This window comes from Blautia sp. OM07-19 (assembly GCF_003481595.1).
GTDB classification, from domain to species: Bacteria; Bacillota; Clostridia; order Lachnospirales; family Lachnospiraceae; genus Blautia_A; species Blautia_A intestinihominis.
Window position 1 is genome coordinate 235,887 of the sequence record NZ_QULA01000001.1, and the last position, 20,010, is coordinate 255,896.

Sequence of the window (20,010 nt, forward strand, 5' to 3'; positions counted from 1 at the left end):
GTATGATTATGAAAATACCTCATTTAGTACAATATCAGGGGAGTAAAAGAATTATAGCCCCAGAAATAGTTAAATTTTTCCCAACATCATTTGACAGACTTATTGAACCATTTGCAGGTACATGTGCGATTACAATTTTAGCCGCTGCACAAGGTCTATGTAATGAATTTTGGATTAATGATATTAATGAGCCTCTTGTAAATCTTATGGAAGAATGTATAAACAATCCTTTAAAATTAATTGATGCATATGAAGATATATGGAATGGACAATTTGATGAAGGAGAAAATAATATAGATTACTTCTATAAAATTAGAGAAGAATTTAATAAAGGTAAAAAAGATTCAGCCAGGATGCTCTTTTTGTTGGCAAGGGTAGTAAAAGGGGCGGTGAGATATAATTCTAATGGAGAATTAAATCAGTCTTGTGATAAAAGACGTTATGGTACAAGACCGAAAGTTATTGCTAATAATGCATTAGAGATATCTAAATTGTTAAAGGATAAAGCCTCATTTTCAAGTTTGGATTATAAAGATGTATTATCTGGAGCACAAAAAGGAGATTTGGTCTATATGGATCCTCCTTATCAGGGAACTTCCAAAAGAGACAATACGAGAGATAATAGATATATTCAAGGTGTCGAATTTGATGAATTTGTGGAACAGTTAAAGAAATTAAATGATAAAGGCATAGATTATATAGTTAGTTATGATGGGAAAACAGGTGATAAAATCATTGGGAAGGCTTTACCTGAATCATTGGGATTAACGCATGTTTATATAAATGCCGGGGTATCGGCACAGGCAACACTCAATGGCAAAAATGAAATTACGTATGAGTCATTATACGCTAGTAAAAATTTAATAAAACGGCAAGAACAATATGAACAAATGAAATTATGTTTTGCGTAAAGGAGAAACACAATATGGATTTATCCCAGGAATTTATAGATGTGTTGAAGGTAGTAACAAAAAAGAGAGCAAGATTTGTAATAGATACGATTCTGGAAAAGGGGTATTGCAGTACAGAGGATTTAAAAAATGCTGGTTATGAACATGCTCCGAGGGCTGCAAGAGATGTAAGAGAATTAGGTATTCCATTGGAAACTTACAAAATAAAAGATTCTATAGGAAAAAGTATCGCAGCTTATAGATTTGGAGATTGGGAAGAAGCAAAAAGAAAAAATCAGTTATCCAAAACATCTGGAAGAACACAACTGACGGAAAAACTAAAAAATGCATTATTGGAACATTATGGTGCCAGGTGCAATTTATACGGTGAAGAATATCCTGCAAGGTTACTTCAACCAGATCATCGCATTCCATATGAAATAGGTGGAGATCCAGAGAATATGATGGATTTAGATCGATTTATGTTGCTATCACCTTCAGCAAATAGAGATAAATCTTGGGCATGTGAGCATTGTGAAAACTGGAGTAAAAAAGATATAAGTATGTGTAAAGAATGTTATTATGCATATCCGGAAAATTACAGTCATATTGCTGGAAAATTGGAGAAAAGAGTTAGTGTGATTTTTAATGATGAAGACATGTATTTATATGATGAATTACTTGCTCAAGCCAGTGAAAACGGCATTACATGTGAAGAGGAAACAAAAAGAATGATTGCATATTATCAGAAAATGTTAAAAATGCGAGGTGATAAAAAATAAAATACTAAAAGAGGATGTGAGTATTATGTGTAATTTAAGCCAGAAAATTAAAGAGACTGGAATTGAAACCGGAATTGAAATGGGTAAACGGGAAATGATCATGAAAATGTACAACAAAGGCTATACAGCTGCTCAGATCGCGGATGTGGCAGAAATGGACGAAGAACAGATAAAAGATATTATAAAAAATTCTGAATTGTTGGCAGTATAAGAAATCCAGGTAAATGAATGTAAGGATGTGTAGATAAGATTAAGGCTGGCAGTCGTATGAGATGACTGTCAGCCTTAATTTTTATATCTTGAGTGTTTTCTTACAGGAAGAGGTTTTTTGATATTGGTGAAGCCGAGGATATAGTCGGCAGAGACCTGATAATACTGACACAGTGCAATCAAATGTCGGATTGGCATTTCATTGGCTCCGCGTTCGTATCGGGCATACATAGTCTGAGAGGTTCCGAGATATTCTGCAATCTGAGTCTGCGTACAGTCGGCATCTTCACGAAGATCCCGAATTCGTTGTATATAATTCAAATAAAGCCTCCTTCCATGCAATTTAGGTAAACTTTACCATAGTACATATATTTATCATTGCGATTAGTAAATATATGTACTAAAATTAAATCAAATCAAGCACCAGAGAAGAAATAATGCATAAAAATAATGAAATTTGCAGGAATAAAAGAACAATTTGCGCTAGAAAAACAAAAGACTCAAAAAGAACAAGCTGTTGTTTTGCTATAATCTGCAAATAAAACACAAAAAAGAGGAAACAGAGTATGAAAAAGAAAGCAAAGAAGTGGTTTAGCTGTATAACGGCGGCTGCACTGGTGATGTCTACGGTGAACTTGCCAATAGATGTACTTGCCAGCGACTTTGAGGATGGGGTGGAGACTTCGGTAGAGGATGAGCAGATGGATTTTTCAGATATGGAAAATTCAGAGGACTTGGAAATCGAAGATGTTCCAGAAGATGTACTAGTGGAAGAGGAAACAGATACAGAGGAGGGAGCATCAGATTTAGAAATAGAAACAGAGTTATTTACGGATACAGAGGAAATAACAGAATCAACAGATGAAATTTTAAGTGAAACTGGCTCAGAAATAAATACTTTTTCCAGCCGGGCAGGAGGAATGACAACAGGAGAAAATGGATATTCACTTATAAAACAGTTTGAGAGTTGTCGTTTGACGGCATATAAGGCAGTTTCAACAGAAAAATACTATACAATAGGATGGGGACATTACGGCTCAGACGTCTATGCAGGGATGACAATTACTCAGGCACAGGCAGACCAGTATTTAAAGCAGGATGTTGCGAAGACAGAGAATTCGGTAAATAGTTTTCTTAATTCTAATAGAATTACAATAGGACAAAATCAGTTTGATGCGTTGGTTAGTTTTACATATAATTTGGGAAATGTATGGGTTAGTACGGAAACTTTTCAATTAAAGACAATTTTGAAAAATGGATATACAAAGTATTCTGATGCACAAATACGTACAGCATTTACAAACTGGAATAAATCAGGAGGTCAAGTCTTAGCGGGATTGACAAGAAGGCGAAATGCTGAGGCAGATTTGTTTTTATCTAATAGAAAGCCGGATCCGACACCAACACCCATCCCAATCCCGCAGGGAAGCGTGACCATCAGCGATGGAGAATATCACATTGTTTCGGCTTTAGACAGTTCAAAAGCATTGGATGTATGTAACCAATCGAAAGATAATACTGCCAATATCCAGATATACAGCAACCTGGCAGATGGGACAGAAACTTTTCATATAACATATATTGGAAATGGTGCATACAAGATCATAAATTCAAACAGTGGCCGCTGTCTTGATGTGGATGGAGCCGGTATGACAGCCGGAACCAATGTCCAGCAGTATGATTATGTAGGGGCAGACCAGCAGCAGTGGATCATACAGGAAGATAATGGCTGGTTTAACATCATATCCAAGAAAAATGGACTGTATCTGGATGTGGAAGACGGCAATTCATCAAATGGAGCAAATGTACGGGTATGGAACGGAAATGGATCGGATGCCTAGAGATGGCGTTTTGTTGCCTGGGGAGACAATATAGGAGAAACTGTCAGTGAAGGCAGATATCATATTGTTTCAGCATTGGATGGGGCAACGAAAGGATTGGATGTTTACTGTGCGGCGAAGGACAATGGAACAAATATCCAGATTTCTGACAATCTGAACGATGACAAACAGACATTTGACCTTACTTACCTGGGAAAAGGATATTATAAAATCATAAATACCAACAGTGGGAAAAGCCTGGATGTGCAGGCAGCAGGTACAAAACAGGGAAGCAATATCCAGCAGTATGATTATGTTTATGGGGGAGTGAACCAGCAGTAGTGGATCATTAAGGAATCATCTGGTGGCTGGTTTAATATCATTTCGAAACATGATGGCCTGTGCCTGGATGTAGCAGCGGAAAATGGAAGCAATGTACAAGGCTGGACGTGCAATGGTTCGGACAGGCAGAAATGGCGTTTTATTGTATGTGGAAGTGATGACGGACAGACCATCAGTGATGATGAATACCATATCGTGTCCGCACTGGATGAAAAGCAGGGACTGGATGTTGAAAACTGTTCAAAAGAGGATGGAGCAAATATCCAGATCTATCCGAATACCTGGGATGCAAAGGAAACATTCCATGTGAGTTATCTTGGAAACGGGTATTATAAGATCATAAATTCCTACAGTGGAAAGAGCCTTGATGTTATGTGGGCAGATACAAGACGTAAAACGAACTTACAGCAGTATGGGTATAATGGGGTAAACCAGCAGCAGTGGATCCTGCGAAAAACATCTGACGGGTATTATAAGATCATATCAAAGGCAAGCGGCTTATGCGTTGATGTTGAAAATGGAGTTGTTGCCAATAATGCAAATGTATGGATGTGGACAAGCAATGAGACGAAAGCCCAGAAATGGAAGTTTATACCAGTAAAGAAAGACTTAAGCGGCTACAGCTTAAGCTTATCCCAGGACACGTATTCTTATGACGGAACAGAAAAGGCACCGGATGTGACTGTGAAAAATGGAACTATTACATTGGTAAAAGGTAGCGACTACTCTGTAAGTTATACGAATAACATCAATGCAGGAACAGCAACGGTTACAATCACCGGAACAGGAAAATACACAGGAAAAATCACACGACAGTTTAAAATTAACAAAGCATCCCAGAACTTGACAGTCTCCATTGATAAGACAGACCTTGCAATAGGAGAAACGGCACAGATCAAGGCAAGCGGACAGGGACAGATCACTTATAAATCCAGTGCGGAAGATAAGGTGACAGTCAGCAGTACTGGAGTAATCACAGGAAAACAGGCTGGTGATGCAACGATCACGATCACCGCAGCCGGAACAGAGAATTATAACAGCGCAATTAAAGAGCTGGTAATTCATGTGCTGAAGGACTGTGTGGGAAATAAACATACCTGGGATTCTGGAAAGATTACAAAACAGCCAACCTGTACAGAGGATGGAAAAAAGACTTATACCTGCACAACCTGTGGAACCACAAAAACAGAGAACCTTTCATCCACCGGACATGCTTGGGATAATGGGAAAATAACAAGAGAAGCAACCTGTACAACAGATGGTCAGAGAACTTACACCTGTGCGACCTGCAAGAATATAAAAACAGAAAGTATCAGCAAGACAGGCCACAAAGAAGTGAAAGATGTAGCAGTATCAGCAACTTGTGAGAATGCAGGCAAGACAGAAGGAAGCCACTGCAGCGTCTGCGGTACAGTAATTAAAAAACAGGAGACAATCCCAGCTGCCGGGCATACCTGGGACTCTGGAAAAGTCACGAAACAGGCAACCTGCACAACAGATGGACAGAAGACCTACACCTGTACGATCTGTAAGAAAACAAAAACAGAAAACATCAGCAAAACCGGACACAAAGAAGTAAAAGATGCGGCAGTATCAGCAACCTGCGAGAATACTGGTAAGACAGAAGGAAGCCACTGCAGCGTCTGCAACACAGTGATCAAAAAACAGGAAATTCTTCCGGCAACAGGACATACTTGGGATAGCGGAAAAGTTACCACTGCAGCAACCTGCACAACAGATGGAGAAAAAAACTACACCTGTACAACCTGTCATAAGGCCAGAACCGAAAGCATTCCAAAAACGGGTCATACAGAAGTGAAAGATGCAGCAACACCAGCAACCTGTGAAAACACCGGAAAAACAGAGGGAAGTCACTGCAGTATCTGTGGAACCGTACTTAAAAAACAGGAAACTCTTCCAGTACTCGGACATACCTGGGACAGCGGAAAAGTTACCAAAGCAGCAACGTGCACAACAGACGGAGAAAAAACCTACACCTGCACAACCTGCCACAAGACCAGAATCGAAAGCGTTCCGAAAACCGGACATACAGAGATTAAGGATGCAGCCGTATCAGCAGCTTGTGAGAGCACTGGAAAGACGGAAGGAAGCCACTGTAGTATTTGTGGAACTGTAATCAAGGCTCAGGAAATCATTCCAGCAACCGGGCATGACGAAGTTACAAAATTTGTAAAGAAGGCAACTTGTGAGGTCGAAGGTTACACAGGTGATATATACTGTAAAAAATGCGGAAAAATGCTCAAGGAAGGAAAAGTCATCGAGAAACTTTCCCACGACTGGAAACAGATTGGAACCAAAAAGGCAACCTGCACTACCAGTGGCGAAAATACTTACACCTGCACCCATTGCAACAAAAACAAGACAGAACAGGTCCCGGCAACCGGACACAAATGGAGCACCTGGAAAAAAATTCCGATGCGACAGTCCTCAAACCACAGAAACAGCAGAGAACCTGCAGCCTGTGTCATATTTCACAGACCAGAGACTATGGAAGCAAACTCAAATCTGTAATGAGGACATCTTGTAGCAGCCTTCTGTTAAAGACAAAACAGACTACCAATGTATTAACAGTATCTGGAATGGCAAAAGGTGATTACGTATCAAGAGTTATATCAGGAAACACCAGAATCGTAAGAGTAACAAGATACACAAAAGACGGAAAGATCCAGTTAACAGCACAGGGCAGAACCGGAAACACCAATGTAACCATCCGGCTTGCCGGCGGAGCAGTAAAACGAATCAACGTGAAAGTTCAGAGCGGAGCTGTAAAAACAACTGCAATAAGAGTATCCTTCACAAAAGCTACCCTTAAAGCAGGAACAAAGAAAACAATATCTACCACAGTAACGCCATCAACTTCACAGGAAAAAGTAACCTACACAACCTCCAACAAAAACATAGCAACAGTCACTGCCAATGGCATAATCACAGCCAGAAAACGAGGAACCGCAAAGATCACCGTCAAATCTGGAAGTAAGAAACAGAGCATTACCATTACTGTAAAATAACAACTCAAAAGAATTGCCCCAAAACGCAAGCCATAGGATTGACTTGCGTTTTGAGGCAGAAAAATTTATTTGATATTTTTTGAAAAGTTGTTGATGATTTAAAATTTATGTGCTAGTCTAGTTATAGATCGTAGGAAGGCGTGGGCAATGCCTGAATCCAAATATTCCATTGGCGGGTAGGTAGCTAAGAAAATAGCTGCCTATTTTAAATGAGTTTTAATGCAATGAGCATTCTAAATACTGGTTTTGGGGCTTACTTAGTATAGAATAAAGATGAAGTAGAAGCTGACAGTTACGAGAGATGACTGTCGGCTTTGTTTTTCAGGAAAAAATAAGACAATATATGTATTTATTGTTGATAATAGTAAAAATATATACTAAAATTAAACTAGTATGTACCATACAGATAAAGAAGGAGGTATTTTGCAAATGAGAAAGAAAATAAAAAAATGGTTTAGCTGCATGATAGCAGCTGCAATGGTAATGTCCACAGTAAATCTACCAGTAGATACATTTGCCAGTGATTTTTCTGATGGAGTGGAAATTTCAGTGGAGGATGAAATTGAAGAAGATACACCGGATGTGACTGCGGATGGTGACGAGGTGGAAACGGATGTCTTTTCTGATGAGGAAAAAGAAAATATTGAGGATGTGGATATAAGTGATAAAACTGAAAATGAAATTTCAGATAAAGTAGAAACCGAAGATGAAGAAGTGTTTTCTGATCATATGGATGAAATTGTGGAGGATGAAGCTGTAGCGGTAGGAATATCACAATCTGAATTTAATAATAAACTCAATGAACTGAGAGGTCGTTATCCAAATTACAGTGTATGGAATGATTGGTTTGATGGGGGACATCAATGTTTTGGATTTGCCAGATTAATAGGCTATAATGTTTTTGGCTCTATGCCGTCAACTTGGGGGAAAACATATAGTATTAATGATGTAAAAGCAGGCGATTTAGTACAGTATGGCAATACCAGTGGATCAGGTCATACTATTTTTGTTACGAATGTTTCAGGAGATACAATTACTTTCGTAGATTGTAATGGAAACGGAAATTATAGTAATGGAACAAAAGTCAGAAGTAATGGTGTAAAGTGGGATAATACAATCAAGAAAGGTGCAAAAATATGGAATAAATACTCTTTTAGTTATATTATATCTTCTCCGGGGATTGGTCCAGACCCGACACCAACACCATCGCCATCCCATGTAGATGTAGGAACCAATTTCTATGCATATCTGATCAATACAGCGACCTGGCTGCATGCAACAAATGACGATTCGGGAAATGTCAGTGTACGTAAATTACAGTATACTTCAAACCAGACCTGGTATTTTGAGCGGCAGGGTGATGGAAGTTATAAGATTACATCCTGCAAAGATGGACGCTGTATGGAAGTACATAACTTTGAATCCGCAAATGGGACAAACGTGGAGATGAACGGCTGGAATGGAAATACGGCACAAAGATGGTTTATCTACGGAAGTTCAGGGGAATATAAATTAAAAGCGGCATGTGGAAATAACGCACTTGATATGAGGGGCGGACCAGACGAAGCTACGGATGGAACAAATCTTAACATGTGGGAAGACAATGGGACGGCAGCGCAGAAATTCCAGATATGGAAACTGGAACCAAATCTGGGAACAACAGCAGCATCCGTAGAAAAGTACGGTGATGCAGATGGAAATAATGTAAAGATTTCATGGAATTCCTGTAATAATGCGACGGGATATGATATCCGTATTTTTAATGAAAGCGAAACGGAAGTCGTACAGACATTCTGGAACGTCCAGGGTACCAGCTGTCTGGCGAAACTGGCAAGTGGGACTTATCGTGTAAGAGTATATACACTGAACAGCCAATTCAATGCCTGGAAAGAGGGAGAAACAAGAAGTTTTACCTGCGGCAATAATCTTGGAAAGGGATTTTATGCATATCTGATCAATACAGCAACCTGGCTGCATGCGACAAATGATGGAGGAAATGTAAATGTAAAGAAATTAGATTACAGTCCAAACCAGATCTGGTATTTTGAGCTGCAAAGCGATGGAAGCTATAAGATCACATCCGCAGAGGATGACCGCTGTATGGAAGTACATAACTTTGAATCCGCGAATGGAACCAATGTGGAGATGAATGGCTGGAACGGAAATACGGCACAGAGATGGTTTATCTATGGAAGTTCAGGAGCATATAAACTGAAAGCGGCATGTGGAGAGAATGCACTTGATATGAAAGGCGGACCGGAAGCTGCCACGGATGGAACAAATCTCAATATGTGGGAAGATAACGGGACAGATGCACAGAAATTTTCGATATGGAAACTGGATGATATCAAAGATACTATTAGGAATAAGACGATAGAACTGGAATACTCTGAATGTGTCTATACTGGAAAAGAATGTACGCCGGAGATATCGGTGAAAAAAGATTCCACGAAACTGGTGAAGGATACTGATTATAGGGTAAGTTACGAGAATAATGTAAAAGTTGGAACAGCGACAGTTACAATTCTGGGAATTGGGAAATATACTGGAAGAATAAAAAAACAGTTTAAGATCAACAAAGCATCCCAGAACCTGACAGTCTCCATTGATAAGACAGACCTCGCAATAGGAGAAACGGCACAGATCAAGACGAGTGGACAGGGAAAGATCACCTATAAATCCAGTGCGGAAGATAAGGTGACAGTCAGCAGTACTGGTGTAATTACAGGAAAACAGGCGGGTGATGCAACGATCACGATCACCGCGTCTGGAACAGAGAACTATAACAGTGCAGCTAAAGAGTTGCTAATTCATGTGTTGAAGGACTGTGTGGGAAATAAACATACCTGGGATTCTGGAAAGATTACAAAACAGCCAACCTGTACAGAGGATGGAAAAAAGACTTACACCTGTACAACCTGCGGAACTGTCAGAACAGAGATCCTTCCAGCCACCGGACATACTTGGGACAATGGAAAAATAACAAGAGAAGCAACCTGTATAACAGATGGACAGAAGACCTATACCTGCACAATCTGTAAAAATACAAAAACAGAAAGCATCAGCAAGACAGGACATAAAGAAGTAAAAGATGTAGCAGTATCAGCAACCTGCGAGAATACTGGTAAGACAGAAGGAAGCCACTGCAGCGTCTGCGGTACAATAATTAAGAAACAGGAGACAATACCAGCTACGGGTCATACCTGGGATTCTGGAAAAGTTACGAAACAACCAACCTGCACAACAGATGGACAGAAGACCTATACCTGTACGATCTGTAAGAAAACAAAAACAGAAAACATCAGCAAAACCGGCCACAAAGAAGTAAAAGATGCGGCAGTGTCAGCAACCTGTGAAAACACCGGAAAGACGGAAGGAAGCCATTGCAGCGTCTGCAACACAGTGCTCAAAAAACAGGAAACCCTTCCGGCAACAGGACATACCTGGGACGGCGGAAAAGTAACCAAAGCAGCGACCTGCACAACAGATGGAGAAAAAAACTACACCTGCACAACCTGTCACAAGACCAGAACCGAAAGCATTCCAAAAACGGGCCATACAGAAGTGAAAGATGCAGCGACACCAGCAACCTGTGAAAACACCGGAAAGACAGAAGGAAGCCACTGCAGTGTTTGCAACACAGTGCTCAAAAAACAGGAAACTCTTCCTGCGCTCGGACATACCTGGGATAGCGGAAAAGTAACCAAAGTAGCGACCTGCACAACAGACGGAGAAAAAAACTACACCTGCACAACCTGTCACAAGACCAGAATCGAAAGTGTTCCGAAAACGGGTCATACAGAAGTGAAAGATGCGGCAACACCAGCAACCTGCGAGGATGCAGGAAAAACCGAAGGAAGTCACTGCAGTATCTGTGGAACTGTAATTAAAAAACAGGAAACCATTCCTGCACTCGGACATACCTGGGACAGCGGAAAAGTAACCAAAGCAGCGACCTGTACAACAGACGGAGAAAAAACCTACACCTGCACAATCTGCCAGAAAACCAGAACGGAAACCATTCCAGCTACCGGACATACCGAAATCACAAAATTTGCAAAAAAAGCAACCTGTGAAACAGAAGGTTATACCGGTGATATATACTGCAACAACTGTGGAGAAATGCTCAAAGAAGGAAAAGTCATCGAGAAACTTTCCCACGACTGGAAACAGACTGGAACCAAAAAGGCAACCTGCACCGCCAGCGGCGAAAATACTTACACCTGCATCCGCTGCAACAAAACCAAAACAGAACAGATCCCGGCGACCGGACACAAATGGAGCACCTGGTGGAAACTTTCCGATGCAACAGTCTTCAAACCACAGAAACAGCAGAGAACCTGCAGCCTGTGTCATATTTCACAGACCAGAGACTATGGAAGCAAACTCAAATCTGTAATGAGGACATCTTGTAGCAGCATTCTATTAAAGACAAAACAGACTACCAATGCATTAACAGTATCCGGAATGGCAAAAGGTGACTATGTATCAAGAGTCATATCAGGAAACACCAGAATCGTAAGAGTAACAAGATACACAAAAGACGGAAAGATCCAGTTAACAGCACAGGGCAGAACCGGAAACACCAATGTAACCATTCGGCTTGCCGGAGGAGCAGTAAAACGAATCAACGTGAAAGTTCAGAGCGGAACTGTAAAAACAACTGCAATAAGAGTATCCTTCACAAAAGCCACCCTTAAAGCAGGAACAAAGAAAACAATATCCACCACAGTAACGCCATCAACTTCACAGGAAAAAGTAACCTACACAACCTCCAACAAAAACATAGCGACAGTCACCGCAAACGGCATAATCACCGCCAGAAAACGCGGAACCGCAAAGATCACCGTCAAATCTGGAAGTAAGAAACAGAGCATTACCATTACCGTAAAATAACAACTCAAAAAAATTGCCCCAAAAACGCAAGTCAATTTTATGGCTTGCGTTTTTTGCCAGAAAAATTATCGGATATTTTTGAAAAATTGTTGATGATTTAATTTGGATGTGCTGAGTTTAAAAGAATTGAGAACTGTCAGCCTCGTGTTTTCTGTATAAACGAAAATAGAAAATTCACAGAATCTTCACAAAATAATTAGCACTCACATCTTTACAGTGCTAACAACATGTGTTATATTACCAGTATAACAAAGATAACCCAAAGGGTACGGAAAGAAATTTCGGTATCCTTTTCCTACGATATAGAGGAGGAAAGCCTATGAATATCAGTAAATTTACACAGAAATCCATCCAGGCTGTTCAGGACCTTGAGAAGGTTGCTTATGAGTATGGCAACCAGGAAGTAGAGCAGGAGCATCTTCTGTATGCGCTGCTGACACAGGAAGACAGCCTGATTCTCAAGTTGATTGAGAAGATGGAGATCAATAAAGATTATTTTATCAACGTAGTGAAGAAAGCCCTGGATGCGAAGGTTAAGGTATCCGGCGGCGATCTGAGATTTGGACAGTATCTGAACAAATCTCTTGTAAATGCAGAGAACGAAGCAAAGGCAATGGGAGATGAGTACGTTTCCGTTGAGCATCTGTTCCTGTCCCTGCTGACACAGCCGAGCCCGAGCATGAAGAAGATCTTCAACGAATTCGGTATCACCCGAGAAAGATTTCTCCAGGCACTTTCTACTGTGAGAGGCAACCAGAGAGTTGTCAGCGACAATCCGGAAGCAACTTATGATACCCTGAACAAATACGGAGAGGATCTTGTCGAGAAGGCAAGAAACCAGAAGCTTGATCCGGTCATCGGACGTGATGCAGAGATCCGTAACATTGTCCGTATCCTTTCTCGTAAGACTAAGAACAACCCGGTACTGATCGGTGAGCCTGGTGTCGGTAAGACAGCAGCCATCGAAGGACTGGCACAGCGAATCGTTGCCGGCGATGTTCCGGAAGGCCTTAAGAATAAGAAGATTTTTGCACTGGATATGGGAGCACTGGTTGCAGGTGCCAAGTATCGTGGTGAATTTGAGGAACGTCTGAAAGCTGTTCTTGAAGAAGTAAGAAAGAGTGAGGGTGAGATTATCCTTTTCATCGATGAGCTTCATCTGATCGTCGGAGCCGGTAAGACAGACGGTGCGATGGATGCAGGCAATATGCTGAAACCTATGCTTGCCAGAGGTGAACTGCATTGTATTGGTGCCACCACACTGGACGAGTACCGTCAGTACATTGAGAAAGATGCCGCACTGGCACGTCGTTTCCAGCCGGTTATGGTTGATGAGCCGACCGTAGAAGATACCATTTCTATCCTTCGTGGACTGAAGGAAAGATACGAAGTCTTCCATGGTGTCAAGATCACAGACAGTGCACTGGTAGCAGCAGCTACACTTTCGCACAGATACATCACAGACAGGTTCCTGCCGGATAAGGCAATCGACCTGGTAGATGAGGCCTGTGCCCTGATCAAGACAGAACTGGATTCCATGCCGACAGAGCTGGATGAGCAGAGACGTAAGATTATGCAGCTTGAGATTGAAGAGTCTGCTCTTAAGAAAGAAACAGACAATCTGAGCAAGGAGCGTCTTGCAGAACTGCAGAAAGAGCTTGCAGAGATGCGTGACACCTTCAACACTCAGAAAGCTCAGTGGGACAATGAGAAACATTCCGTAGAGAAGCTCCAGAAATTACGTGAGCAGATCGAGGATATCAATAAACAGATCCAGAAAGCAAAACAGAACTACGATCTGGAAAAAGCTGCCGAACTGCAGTATGGTGAACTTCCGAAACTCCAGAAACAGCTTGAGATCGAGGAAAAACAGGTCAAAGAAAGCGACCGCAGTCTGGTACACGAAGCTGTCACAGACGATGAGATCGCAAGGATCATCTCCCGCTGGACCGGCATTCCGGTAACGAAACTGACCGAAGGCGAGAGAACCAAACTTCTCGGACTGGAAGACGAACTTCATAAACGTGTGATCGGACAGGATGAAGGTGTACGTCTTGTAACAGATGCGATCCTTCGTTCCAAAGCAGGAATCAAAGACCCGTCCAAACCGATCGGTTCCTTCCTGTTCCTTGGACCTACCGGTGTCGGTAAGACAGAACTTGCCAAGACTCTGGCAGCAACTCTGTTTGATGACGAGCAGAATATGGTACGAATCGATATGAGTGAGTACATGGAGAAATATTCTGTATCCCGTCTGATCGGAGCGCCTCCGGGATATGTTGGATACGAAGAGGGCGGTCAGCTTACAGAGGCTGTTCGTCGTAAACCGTACAGCGTTGTCCTGTTTGATGAGATCGAGAAAGCACATCCGGATGTATTCAATGTACTTCTGCAGGTTCTGGACGATGGTCGTATCACTGATTCTCAGGGCAGAACGGTAGACTTCAAGAATACGATCCTGATCATGACATCCAACATCGGTTCCCCGTATCTTCTCGACGGTATCGACGAGAACGGAAACATCAAACCGGATGCACAGGAACTCGTTATGAACGACCTGCGTGGACACTTCCGCCCAGAGTTCCTGAACCGTCTGGATGAAATTATCATGTTCAAACCATTGACAAAAGACAACATTGGCGGCATAGTAGACCTTATGGTACGCGAACTCAGCAACCGTCTGGCAGACCAGGAGCTTTCTCTGGAACTGACCGATGCAGCAAGGACTCAGGTAATTGAGAACGGCTACGACCCGGTATACGGTGCACGTCCGCTGAAACGTTATCTGCAGAATTATGTAGAGACACTTGCAGCCAAGAAGATCCTTTCCGGTGACGTTCATGCAGGTGATACACTTGTATTGGATGTCAGAGACGGCGAGTTTGTGATCAATACGAAATAAATTGCTGCTGTGTGAGAAGTGCTCAGCGGCAGGATACCACAGGAGGTAAAATATGATACCAAGAGATCCGGTGATGCTGTTGAGCTACGTCAACACACAGCTGAGAGATTTTTATTCCTCCCTGGATGCTTTTTGCGAAGACAAAGACATATCCAGAGAGGAACTGGTAGAGAAACTGTCATCAATTGATTATCAGTACGACACAGTGACAAACCAGTTTGTATAAAACAATAACGCGAAAAGGCATTTGCTTTTCCACAGATATAAGGTGGGAGGCAGATGCCTTTTTTGATGCATTGTATATTATATTGGGGAGAGATAAGTGGTGTTTCTGCTAAGTGTTTGAATCATTAGCCGGGCAAAATGATTTTCTTCTTTTATCCGTAAGTTGTTCCTTTATAAAATCTAAAAAAAGTGTGAAATATACAAAAAACAGTTGCATTTTTTGTGCAGATGCATATAATAAACAATTAGCCGACTAATTAATAGCTGACTAATGAAATGAAATATGTTTTAGTACGGAGGTGAAAAGGTGTTTATAGGAGAAGAACCAGGGTTCGCCCCTGAAGAGCATAGAATGAGTTTTTTGTCTATGTTTATGCGGATCGACCGCCGCTTTATGGGGAAGTGCTTTGGGCAGATGCAGGAACTTGGAATTTATCCGGGACAGATCCCGGTGCTTGGACTTTTGGCATATAAAGACGGATTGAGCCAGCGCGAGATTGCAGAACATTTGAGAATCAAACCGCCGACCGTCAATGTGACCGTCCAGCGGCTGGAAAAAGCAGGATTCCTTTTCCGCAAAGCAGATGAAAAAGACCAGCGTGTCTCCAGAATCTACCTGACAGAGAAAGGCAAACAGGCCAAGGAACGCGGCATGAAACGAGTAGAAGAAAATGAGAAGATCCTTCTTGACGGTTTCAGTGATGCAGAACTTTGTCTCTTACGAAGATTTCTGGAGCAGATAACCGCAAATATCGATAAAATACCCGGATCATCCGGAAAAAATGACACAAAGAAAGCGAGGCAGCAAAAGTGATCAAACTGATGAAGTATCTGAAAAAATCAGCAGGCTATATCATCCTGATCATAGCCCTTCTGTTTCTTCAGGCATACTGTGATCTGTCTTTGCCGGACTACACTTCCAAGATCGTGAATGTAGGTATCCAGCAGAGCGGAATCGAAGACAGCGTCCCTGAAAAGATCAGAAAGACATCCATGGACAGCTTACAATTGTTTATGGATGACGACGACAAAGAAACCGTAGATTCTTTTTATGAAGAAGACGGAGACGATCTCGTACTCAAAGACGATATAACAAGTGACGAACGGGACGAACTGAACAGTATCTTCGGCAAACCGATGATGATCGTGGCAAGTCTTTCATCCGGAAGCGAAGAAGTTACAGCCATGCTCTCCCAGATGAGTGTTCCAGAGGGAACAGACCCGATGCAGGCGATCGCCATGATGCCAGAGGAAGCACTTGATGCGATGACTGAGAAGTTCAGCGAGAAGATCGACAGCATGCAGGATTCCATCATCACCCAGGCAGGTGTCGCTTATGTGAAGAGCGAATATGAGGCACTGGGAGAGGACGTAGATGCGATCCAGATGCATTACATCAAGATTTCAGGTGTCAAGATGCTTGGTATGGCACTGGTAACGATGCTCTGTGCGATCTGTGTCGTATTCCTTTCATCCAGAGTGGCAGCAGCACTTGGTCATGACCTGAGAAATGCCGTGTATCGCAAGGTTATCACCTTCTCAAGCCGTGAATACCACAAGTTTTCCACAGCATCTTTGATCACCCGCTGTACGAACGATATCCAGCAGGTGCAGCAGGTAATGGCAATGCTTTTCCGTATTGTTCTTTATGCGCCGATCCTTGGTATCGGAGGTGTGATCCGTGTACTTAATACCGATTCTTCCATGACCTGGATCCTTGGTCTGGCAGTCGGACTGATCCTGGTAGTCATTATCGTTTTGTTCCAGGTGGCAATGCCGAAATTTACCGCATTACAGACACTGGTCGATAAACTGAATCTGGTAACACGTGAGATCCTTACCGGTATCCCGGTCATCCGTGCATTCAGCCGTGAGAAACACGAAGAAGAACGTTTCGAGGAAGCAAACGAGCGACTGACAAAGACAAACCTGTTCGTCAACAGATGCATGACCTTTATGATGCCGACCATGATGCTTATTATGAACGGTGTTTCCGTACTGATCATTTACAGCGGTTCCTATGCCGTTGATAACGGAACTATGCAGGTAGGTAATGTTATGGCATTCATCCAGTATGCAATGCAGATCATCATGTCCTTCCTGATGATCACAGCCATGTCCATCATGCTCCCGAGAGCAAACGTGGCAGCACTTCGCATCAATGACGTTCTCAAGACAAAAGTAAGCGTCACAGATCCGGAGAATCCGGTCCAGCCAGCCGAGAATATCAAAGGAACGGTTGAATTCGACCATGTAAGTTTCGCTTATCCGGAAGCAGGAGAGAATGTCCTGACGGACATTTCCTTCAAGGCGGAGAAGGGTGAGACGATTGCCATCATCGGAAGTACCGGAAGCGGCAAGAGTACTCTTGTAAACCTGATCCCTCGTTTTTACGATGTGACAGAAGGTAAAGTTCTCGTGGACGGTATCGATGTCCGTGATATGACACAGAAAGAAGTCAGATCCAGACTTGGATACGTACCGCAGAAGGGAGTCCTTTTCTCAGGTACGATCGATTCCAACATCCGTTACGGCAAGACTGATATTTCAGAAGCAGAAGTAAAAGAAGCAGCAGAAGTTGCACAGGCAACGGAGTTTATCGAGACAAAACCGGAGAAATACACATCCCCGATCGCACAGGGAGGAACCAACGTATCCGGTGGACAGAAACAGAGACTTTCGATCGCGAGAGCGATTGCCAAGAAACCGGAAATCTTTATTTTTGACGACAGCTTTTCTGCACTGGACTTCAAGACAGACAGTACCCTGCGTAAAGCACTCAAAGCACATACAAAAGATGCGACAACGATCATTGTTGCACAGCGTATCAGTACGATCCTGAATGCAGACAAGATCATTGTCCTGGATGACGGACATATGGCTGGTATCGGTTCTCACAAAGAACTGATGAAGAACTGTGAAGTTTACCGCCAGATTGCAATGAGTCAGTTGTCAGAGGAGGAATTGGCATGAGTGGACAGAGACGACGTGGACCGATGGGCGGCAGAGGAATGCGCCCGACAGAAAAAGCAAAAGACTTCAAAGGTGCGATGGGCAAACTGTTCCGCTACATGGGACGCTATAAACTGCGTTTTGTGATGGTGTTCATTTTTGCGATCGCAGGAACAATCTTTAATATTGCAGGACCTAAGATCCTTGGTAAAGCGACAACCGAACTTTATACAGGTCTGGTTGCAAAGGTAAACGGAACCGGAGGCATTGATTTCACGAAGATCGGCACGATCCTTCTGTGGACACTGGGACTGTATGTGGCAAGCGCATGCTTTTCCTTTATCCAGGGCTGGATCATGACTGGTATCTCCAATGACGTGACCTACAACCTCCGTAAAGATATTTCAAAGAAGATCAACAAACTGCCTCTGAATTATTTCGAGAGCAGGACAAACGGTGAGATCCTCTCCCGTGTAACAAACGATGTTGATACACTGCAGATGAGTCTGAACCAGAGTCTGACACAGCTGATCACATCTGTGACAACTCTGATCGGTGTATTTATCATGATGCTTTCCATCAATGTGTGGATGACACTGGCAGCACTTCTGATCCTGCCGGTTTCCATGTTTATCATCCAGGCAGTGATGAAGCATTCACAGAAATACTTCCAGGCACAGCAGAATTACCTTGGCGCAGTCAATGGTCAGATTGAAGAAAACTTCGGCGGACATGACGTAGTAAGAGTATTCAACAAAGAAAACGATGTTCTGGAAGAATTCGAAAAAGACAACAAGAAACTTTATGAATCTGCATGGAAATCACAGTTTTTCTCAGGAATGATGATGCCGATCATGCAGTTCGTAGGAAACCTCGGATATGTAATGGTAGCACTGCTTGGAGGAGTCTTTGTTATCAAAGGTTCCATCGAAGTCGGTGATATCCAGTCCTTTTTCCAGTATATCCGTAACTTTACACAGCCGATCCAGCAGATCGCGCAGGTAACAAACCTCCTGCAGTCATCCGCAGCGGCATCCGAGCGAGTATTTGAATTCATCGAGGAAGAGGAAGAAGTACAGCAGCCGGAACATCCGGATTCTATCGAAGGTCTGAATGGAAATGTACAGTTCGAGCATGTAGAGTTCGGTTACAACCCGGATAAGATCATCGTTCATGACTTCTCCGCAGATGTACATGACGGACAGAAGATCGCAATCGTAGGTCCGACCGGAGCAGGTAAGACCACCATGGTCAAACTCCTGATGCGTTTCTATGATGTGAATAAGGGTGCAATCAAGGTAGACGGACACGATGTCAGAAACTTCAACCGAAGCGAACTTCACGAGATGTTCGGTATGGTGCTACAGGATACCTGGCTGTTCTCCGGAACGATCATGGAAAACATCCGTTATGGCCGACTGGATGCAACGGATGAAGAAGTGATCGCAGCAGCAAAAGCAGCACATATCCACAACTTCATCATGCAGCAGCCGGGCGGATACCAGATGGTACTGGATGAAGAGACCAGCAACATTTCCCAGGGACAGAAACAGCTTCTTACGATCGCGAGGGCGATCCTTGCGGACAACAAGATCCTGATCCTTGACGAAGCAACATCCTCCGTCGATACAAGAACAGAAATGCAGATCCAGAAAGCGATGGATAATCTGATGAAGGGACGAACCAGTTTCGTTATCGCACACAGACTTTCCACGATCAAGGATGCAGACCTGATCCTCGTTATGAAGGACGGAGACATCATCGAGCAGGGCGATCATGAAGAACTTCTGGCAGCCAAAGGATTCTATGCAGACCTTTACAACAGCCAGTTTGACAATGGTTCTTCAGAACTTTGCTCATAAAGCCAGAAATAAAACCAGAATTTTAAGCCACGAAAAGGCAGCTATTGGCAGGAGTCAGCTCTTGTCAACGGCTGTCTTTTTGAGTATAATAAGAAAATTA

General features: G+C 42.6%; 13 protein-coding genes and 1 pseudogene. 13 read left to right on the plus strand and 1 reads right to left on the minus strand.

Annotated features, from left to right (window positions below; translation table 11 throughout):
• Nucleotides 1–8: 8 nt before the first annotated feature.
• From DXC01_RS01045 to DXC01_RS01055, 3 genes are read left to right on the plus strand one after another with little or no spacing between them, the layout of a single operon-like run.
• Nucleotides 9–911 (plus strand): Dam family site-specific DNA-(adenine-N6)-methyltransferase, encoded by a 903-nt coding sequence (locus DXC01_RS01045; RefSeq protein WP_158583603.1) that lies wholly within the window; start codon nt 9–11, stop codon nt 909–911.
• A 14-nt stretch (nt 912–925) separates the two neighbouring features.
• Complete coding sequence (locus tag DXC01_RS20235; RefSeq protein ID WP_199704948.1) at nt 926–1,672, plus strand: hypothetical protein; 747 nt, start codon at nt 926–928, stop codon at nt 1,670–1,672.
• Between the two features lie 25 nt (nt 1,673–1,697).
• A complete protein-coding gene (locus DXC01_RS01055; protein ID WP_118698034.1) occupies nt 1,698–1,883 on the plus strand; it encodes a hypothetical protein in 186 nt (61 codons plus the stop codon).
• 74 nt (nt 1,884–1,957) lie between these two features.
• Here the strand turns inward: DXC01_RS01055 and DXC01_RS01060 are convergent, their stop codons facing one another.
• Nucleotides 1,958–2,203, minus strand: a complete 246-nt coding sequence (locus DXC01_RS01060) for a helix-turn-helix domain-containing protein (protein ID WP_022213837.1) — start codon at nt 2,201–2,203, stop codon at nt 1,958–1,960.
• 245 nt (nt 2,204–2,448) lie between these two features.
• Between DXC01_RS01060 and DXC01_RS20075 the strand changes: the two genes are divergently transcribed.
• From DXC01_RS20075 to DXC01_RS01110, 10 genes and pseudogenes are all read left to right on the plus strand, one after another.
• Entirely contained in the window at nt 2,449–3,723 is a 1,275-nt protein-coding gene (locus DXC01_RS20075; protein WP_158583604.1) for an RICIN domain-containing protein, read from the plus strand.
• Nucleotides 3,724–3,735: 12 nt separating this feature from the next.
• Nucleotides 3,736–4,044 (plus strand): annotated as a pseudogene (locus DXC01_RS01070) (RICIN domain-containing protein); the annotation flags it as partial.
• Between the two features lie 6 nt (nt 4,045–4,050).
• Nucleotides 4,051–6,576 carry an RICIN domain-containing protein gene (locus DXC01_RS01075; protein ID WP_279221564.1) on the plus strand — a complete coding sequence of 842 codons (2,526 nt, stop codon included), beginning with the start codon at nt 4,051–4,053 and terminating at the stop codon, nt 6,574–6,576.
• 68 nt (nt 6,577–6,644) lie between these two features.
• Complete coding sequence (locus DXC01_RS20080; protein ID WP_158583605.1) at nt 6,645–7,073, plus strand: Ig-like domain-containing protein; 429 nt, start codon at nt 6,645–6,647, stop codon at nt 7,071–7,073.
• A 429-nt stretch (nt 7,074–7,502) separates the two neighbouring features.
• Nucleotides 7,503–11,969, plus strand: a complete 4,467-nt coding sequence (locus DXC01_RS01085; RefSeq protein WP_118698038.1) for an RICIN domain-containing protein — start codon at nt 7,503–7,505, stop codon at nt 11,967–11,969.
• A 319-nt stretch (nt 11,970–12,288) separates the two neighbouring features.
• Complete coding sequence (clpB, locus tag DXC01_RS01090; protein WP_118252560.1) at nt 12,289–14,871, plus strand: ATP-dependent chaperone ClpB; 2,583 nt, start codon at nt 12,289–12,291, stop codon at nt 14,869–14,871.
• Nucleotides 14,872–14,923: 52 nt separating this feature from the next.
• The gene (locus DXC01_RS01095; protein ID WP_022214182.1) at nt 14,924–15,097 is read left to right on the plus strand and encodes a DUF4250 domain-containing protein; all 174 of its coding nucleotides are present in this window, start codon (nt 14,924–14,926) and stop codon (nt 15,095–15,097) included.
• Between the two features lie 351 nt (nt 15,098–15,448).
• Entirely contained in the window at nt 15,449–15,910 is a 462-nt protein-coding gene (locus DXC01_RS01100; protein ID WP_227222012.1) for a MarR family winged helix-turn-helix transcriptional regulator, read from the plus strand.
• On the plus strand, nt 15,907–18,069 hold the full coding sequence (locus DXC01_RS01105) for an ABC transporter ATP-binding protein (protein WP_118698039.1): 2,163 nt from the start codon (nt 15,907–15,909) through the stop codon (nt 18,067–18,069). The genes DXC01_RS01100 and DXC01_RS01105 overlap by 4 nt, the downstream gene beginning before the upstream one ends.
• On the plus strand, nt 18,066–19,910 hold the full coding sequence (locus DXC01_RS01110; protein ID WP_118698040.1) for an ABC transporter ATP-binding protein: 1,845 nt from the start codon (nt 18,066–18,068) through the stop codon (nt 19,908–19,910). The genes DXC01_RS01105 and DXC01_RS01110 overlap by 4 nt, the downstream gene beginning before the upstream one ends.
• Nucleotides 19,911–20,010: the final 100 nt, after the last annotated feature.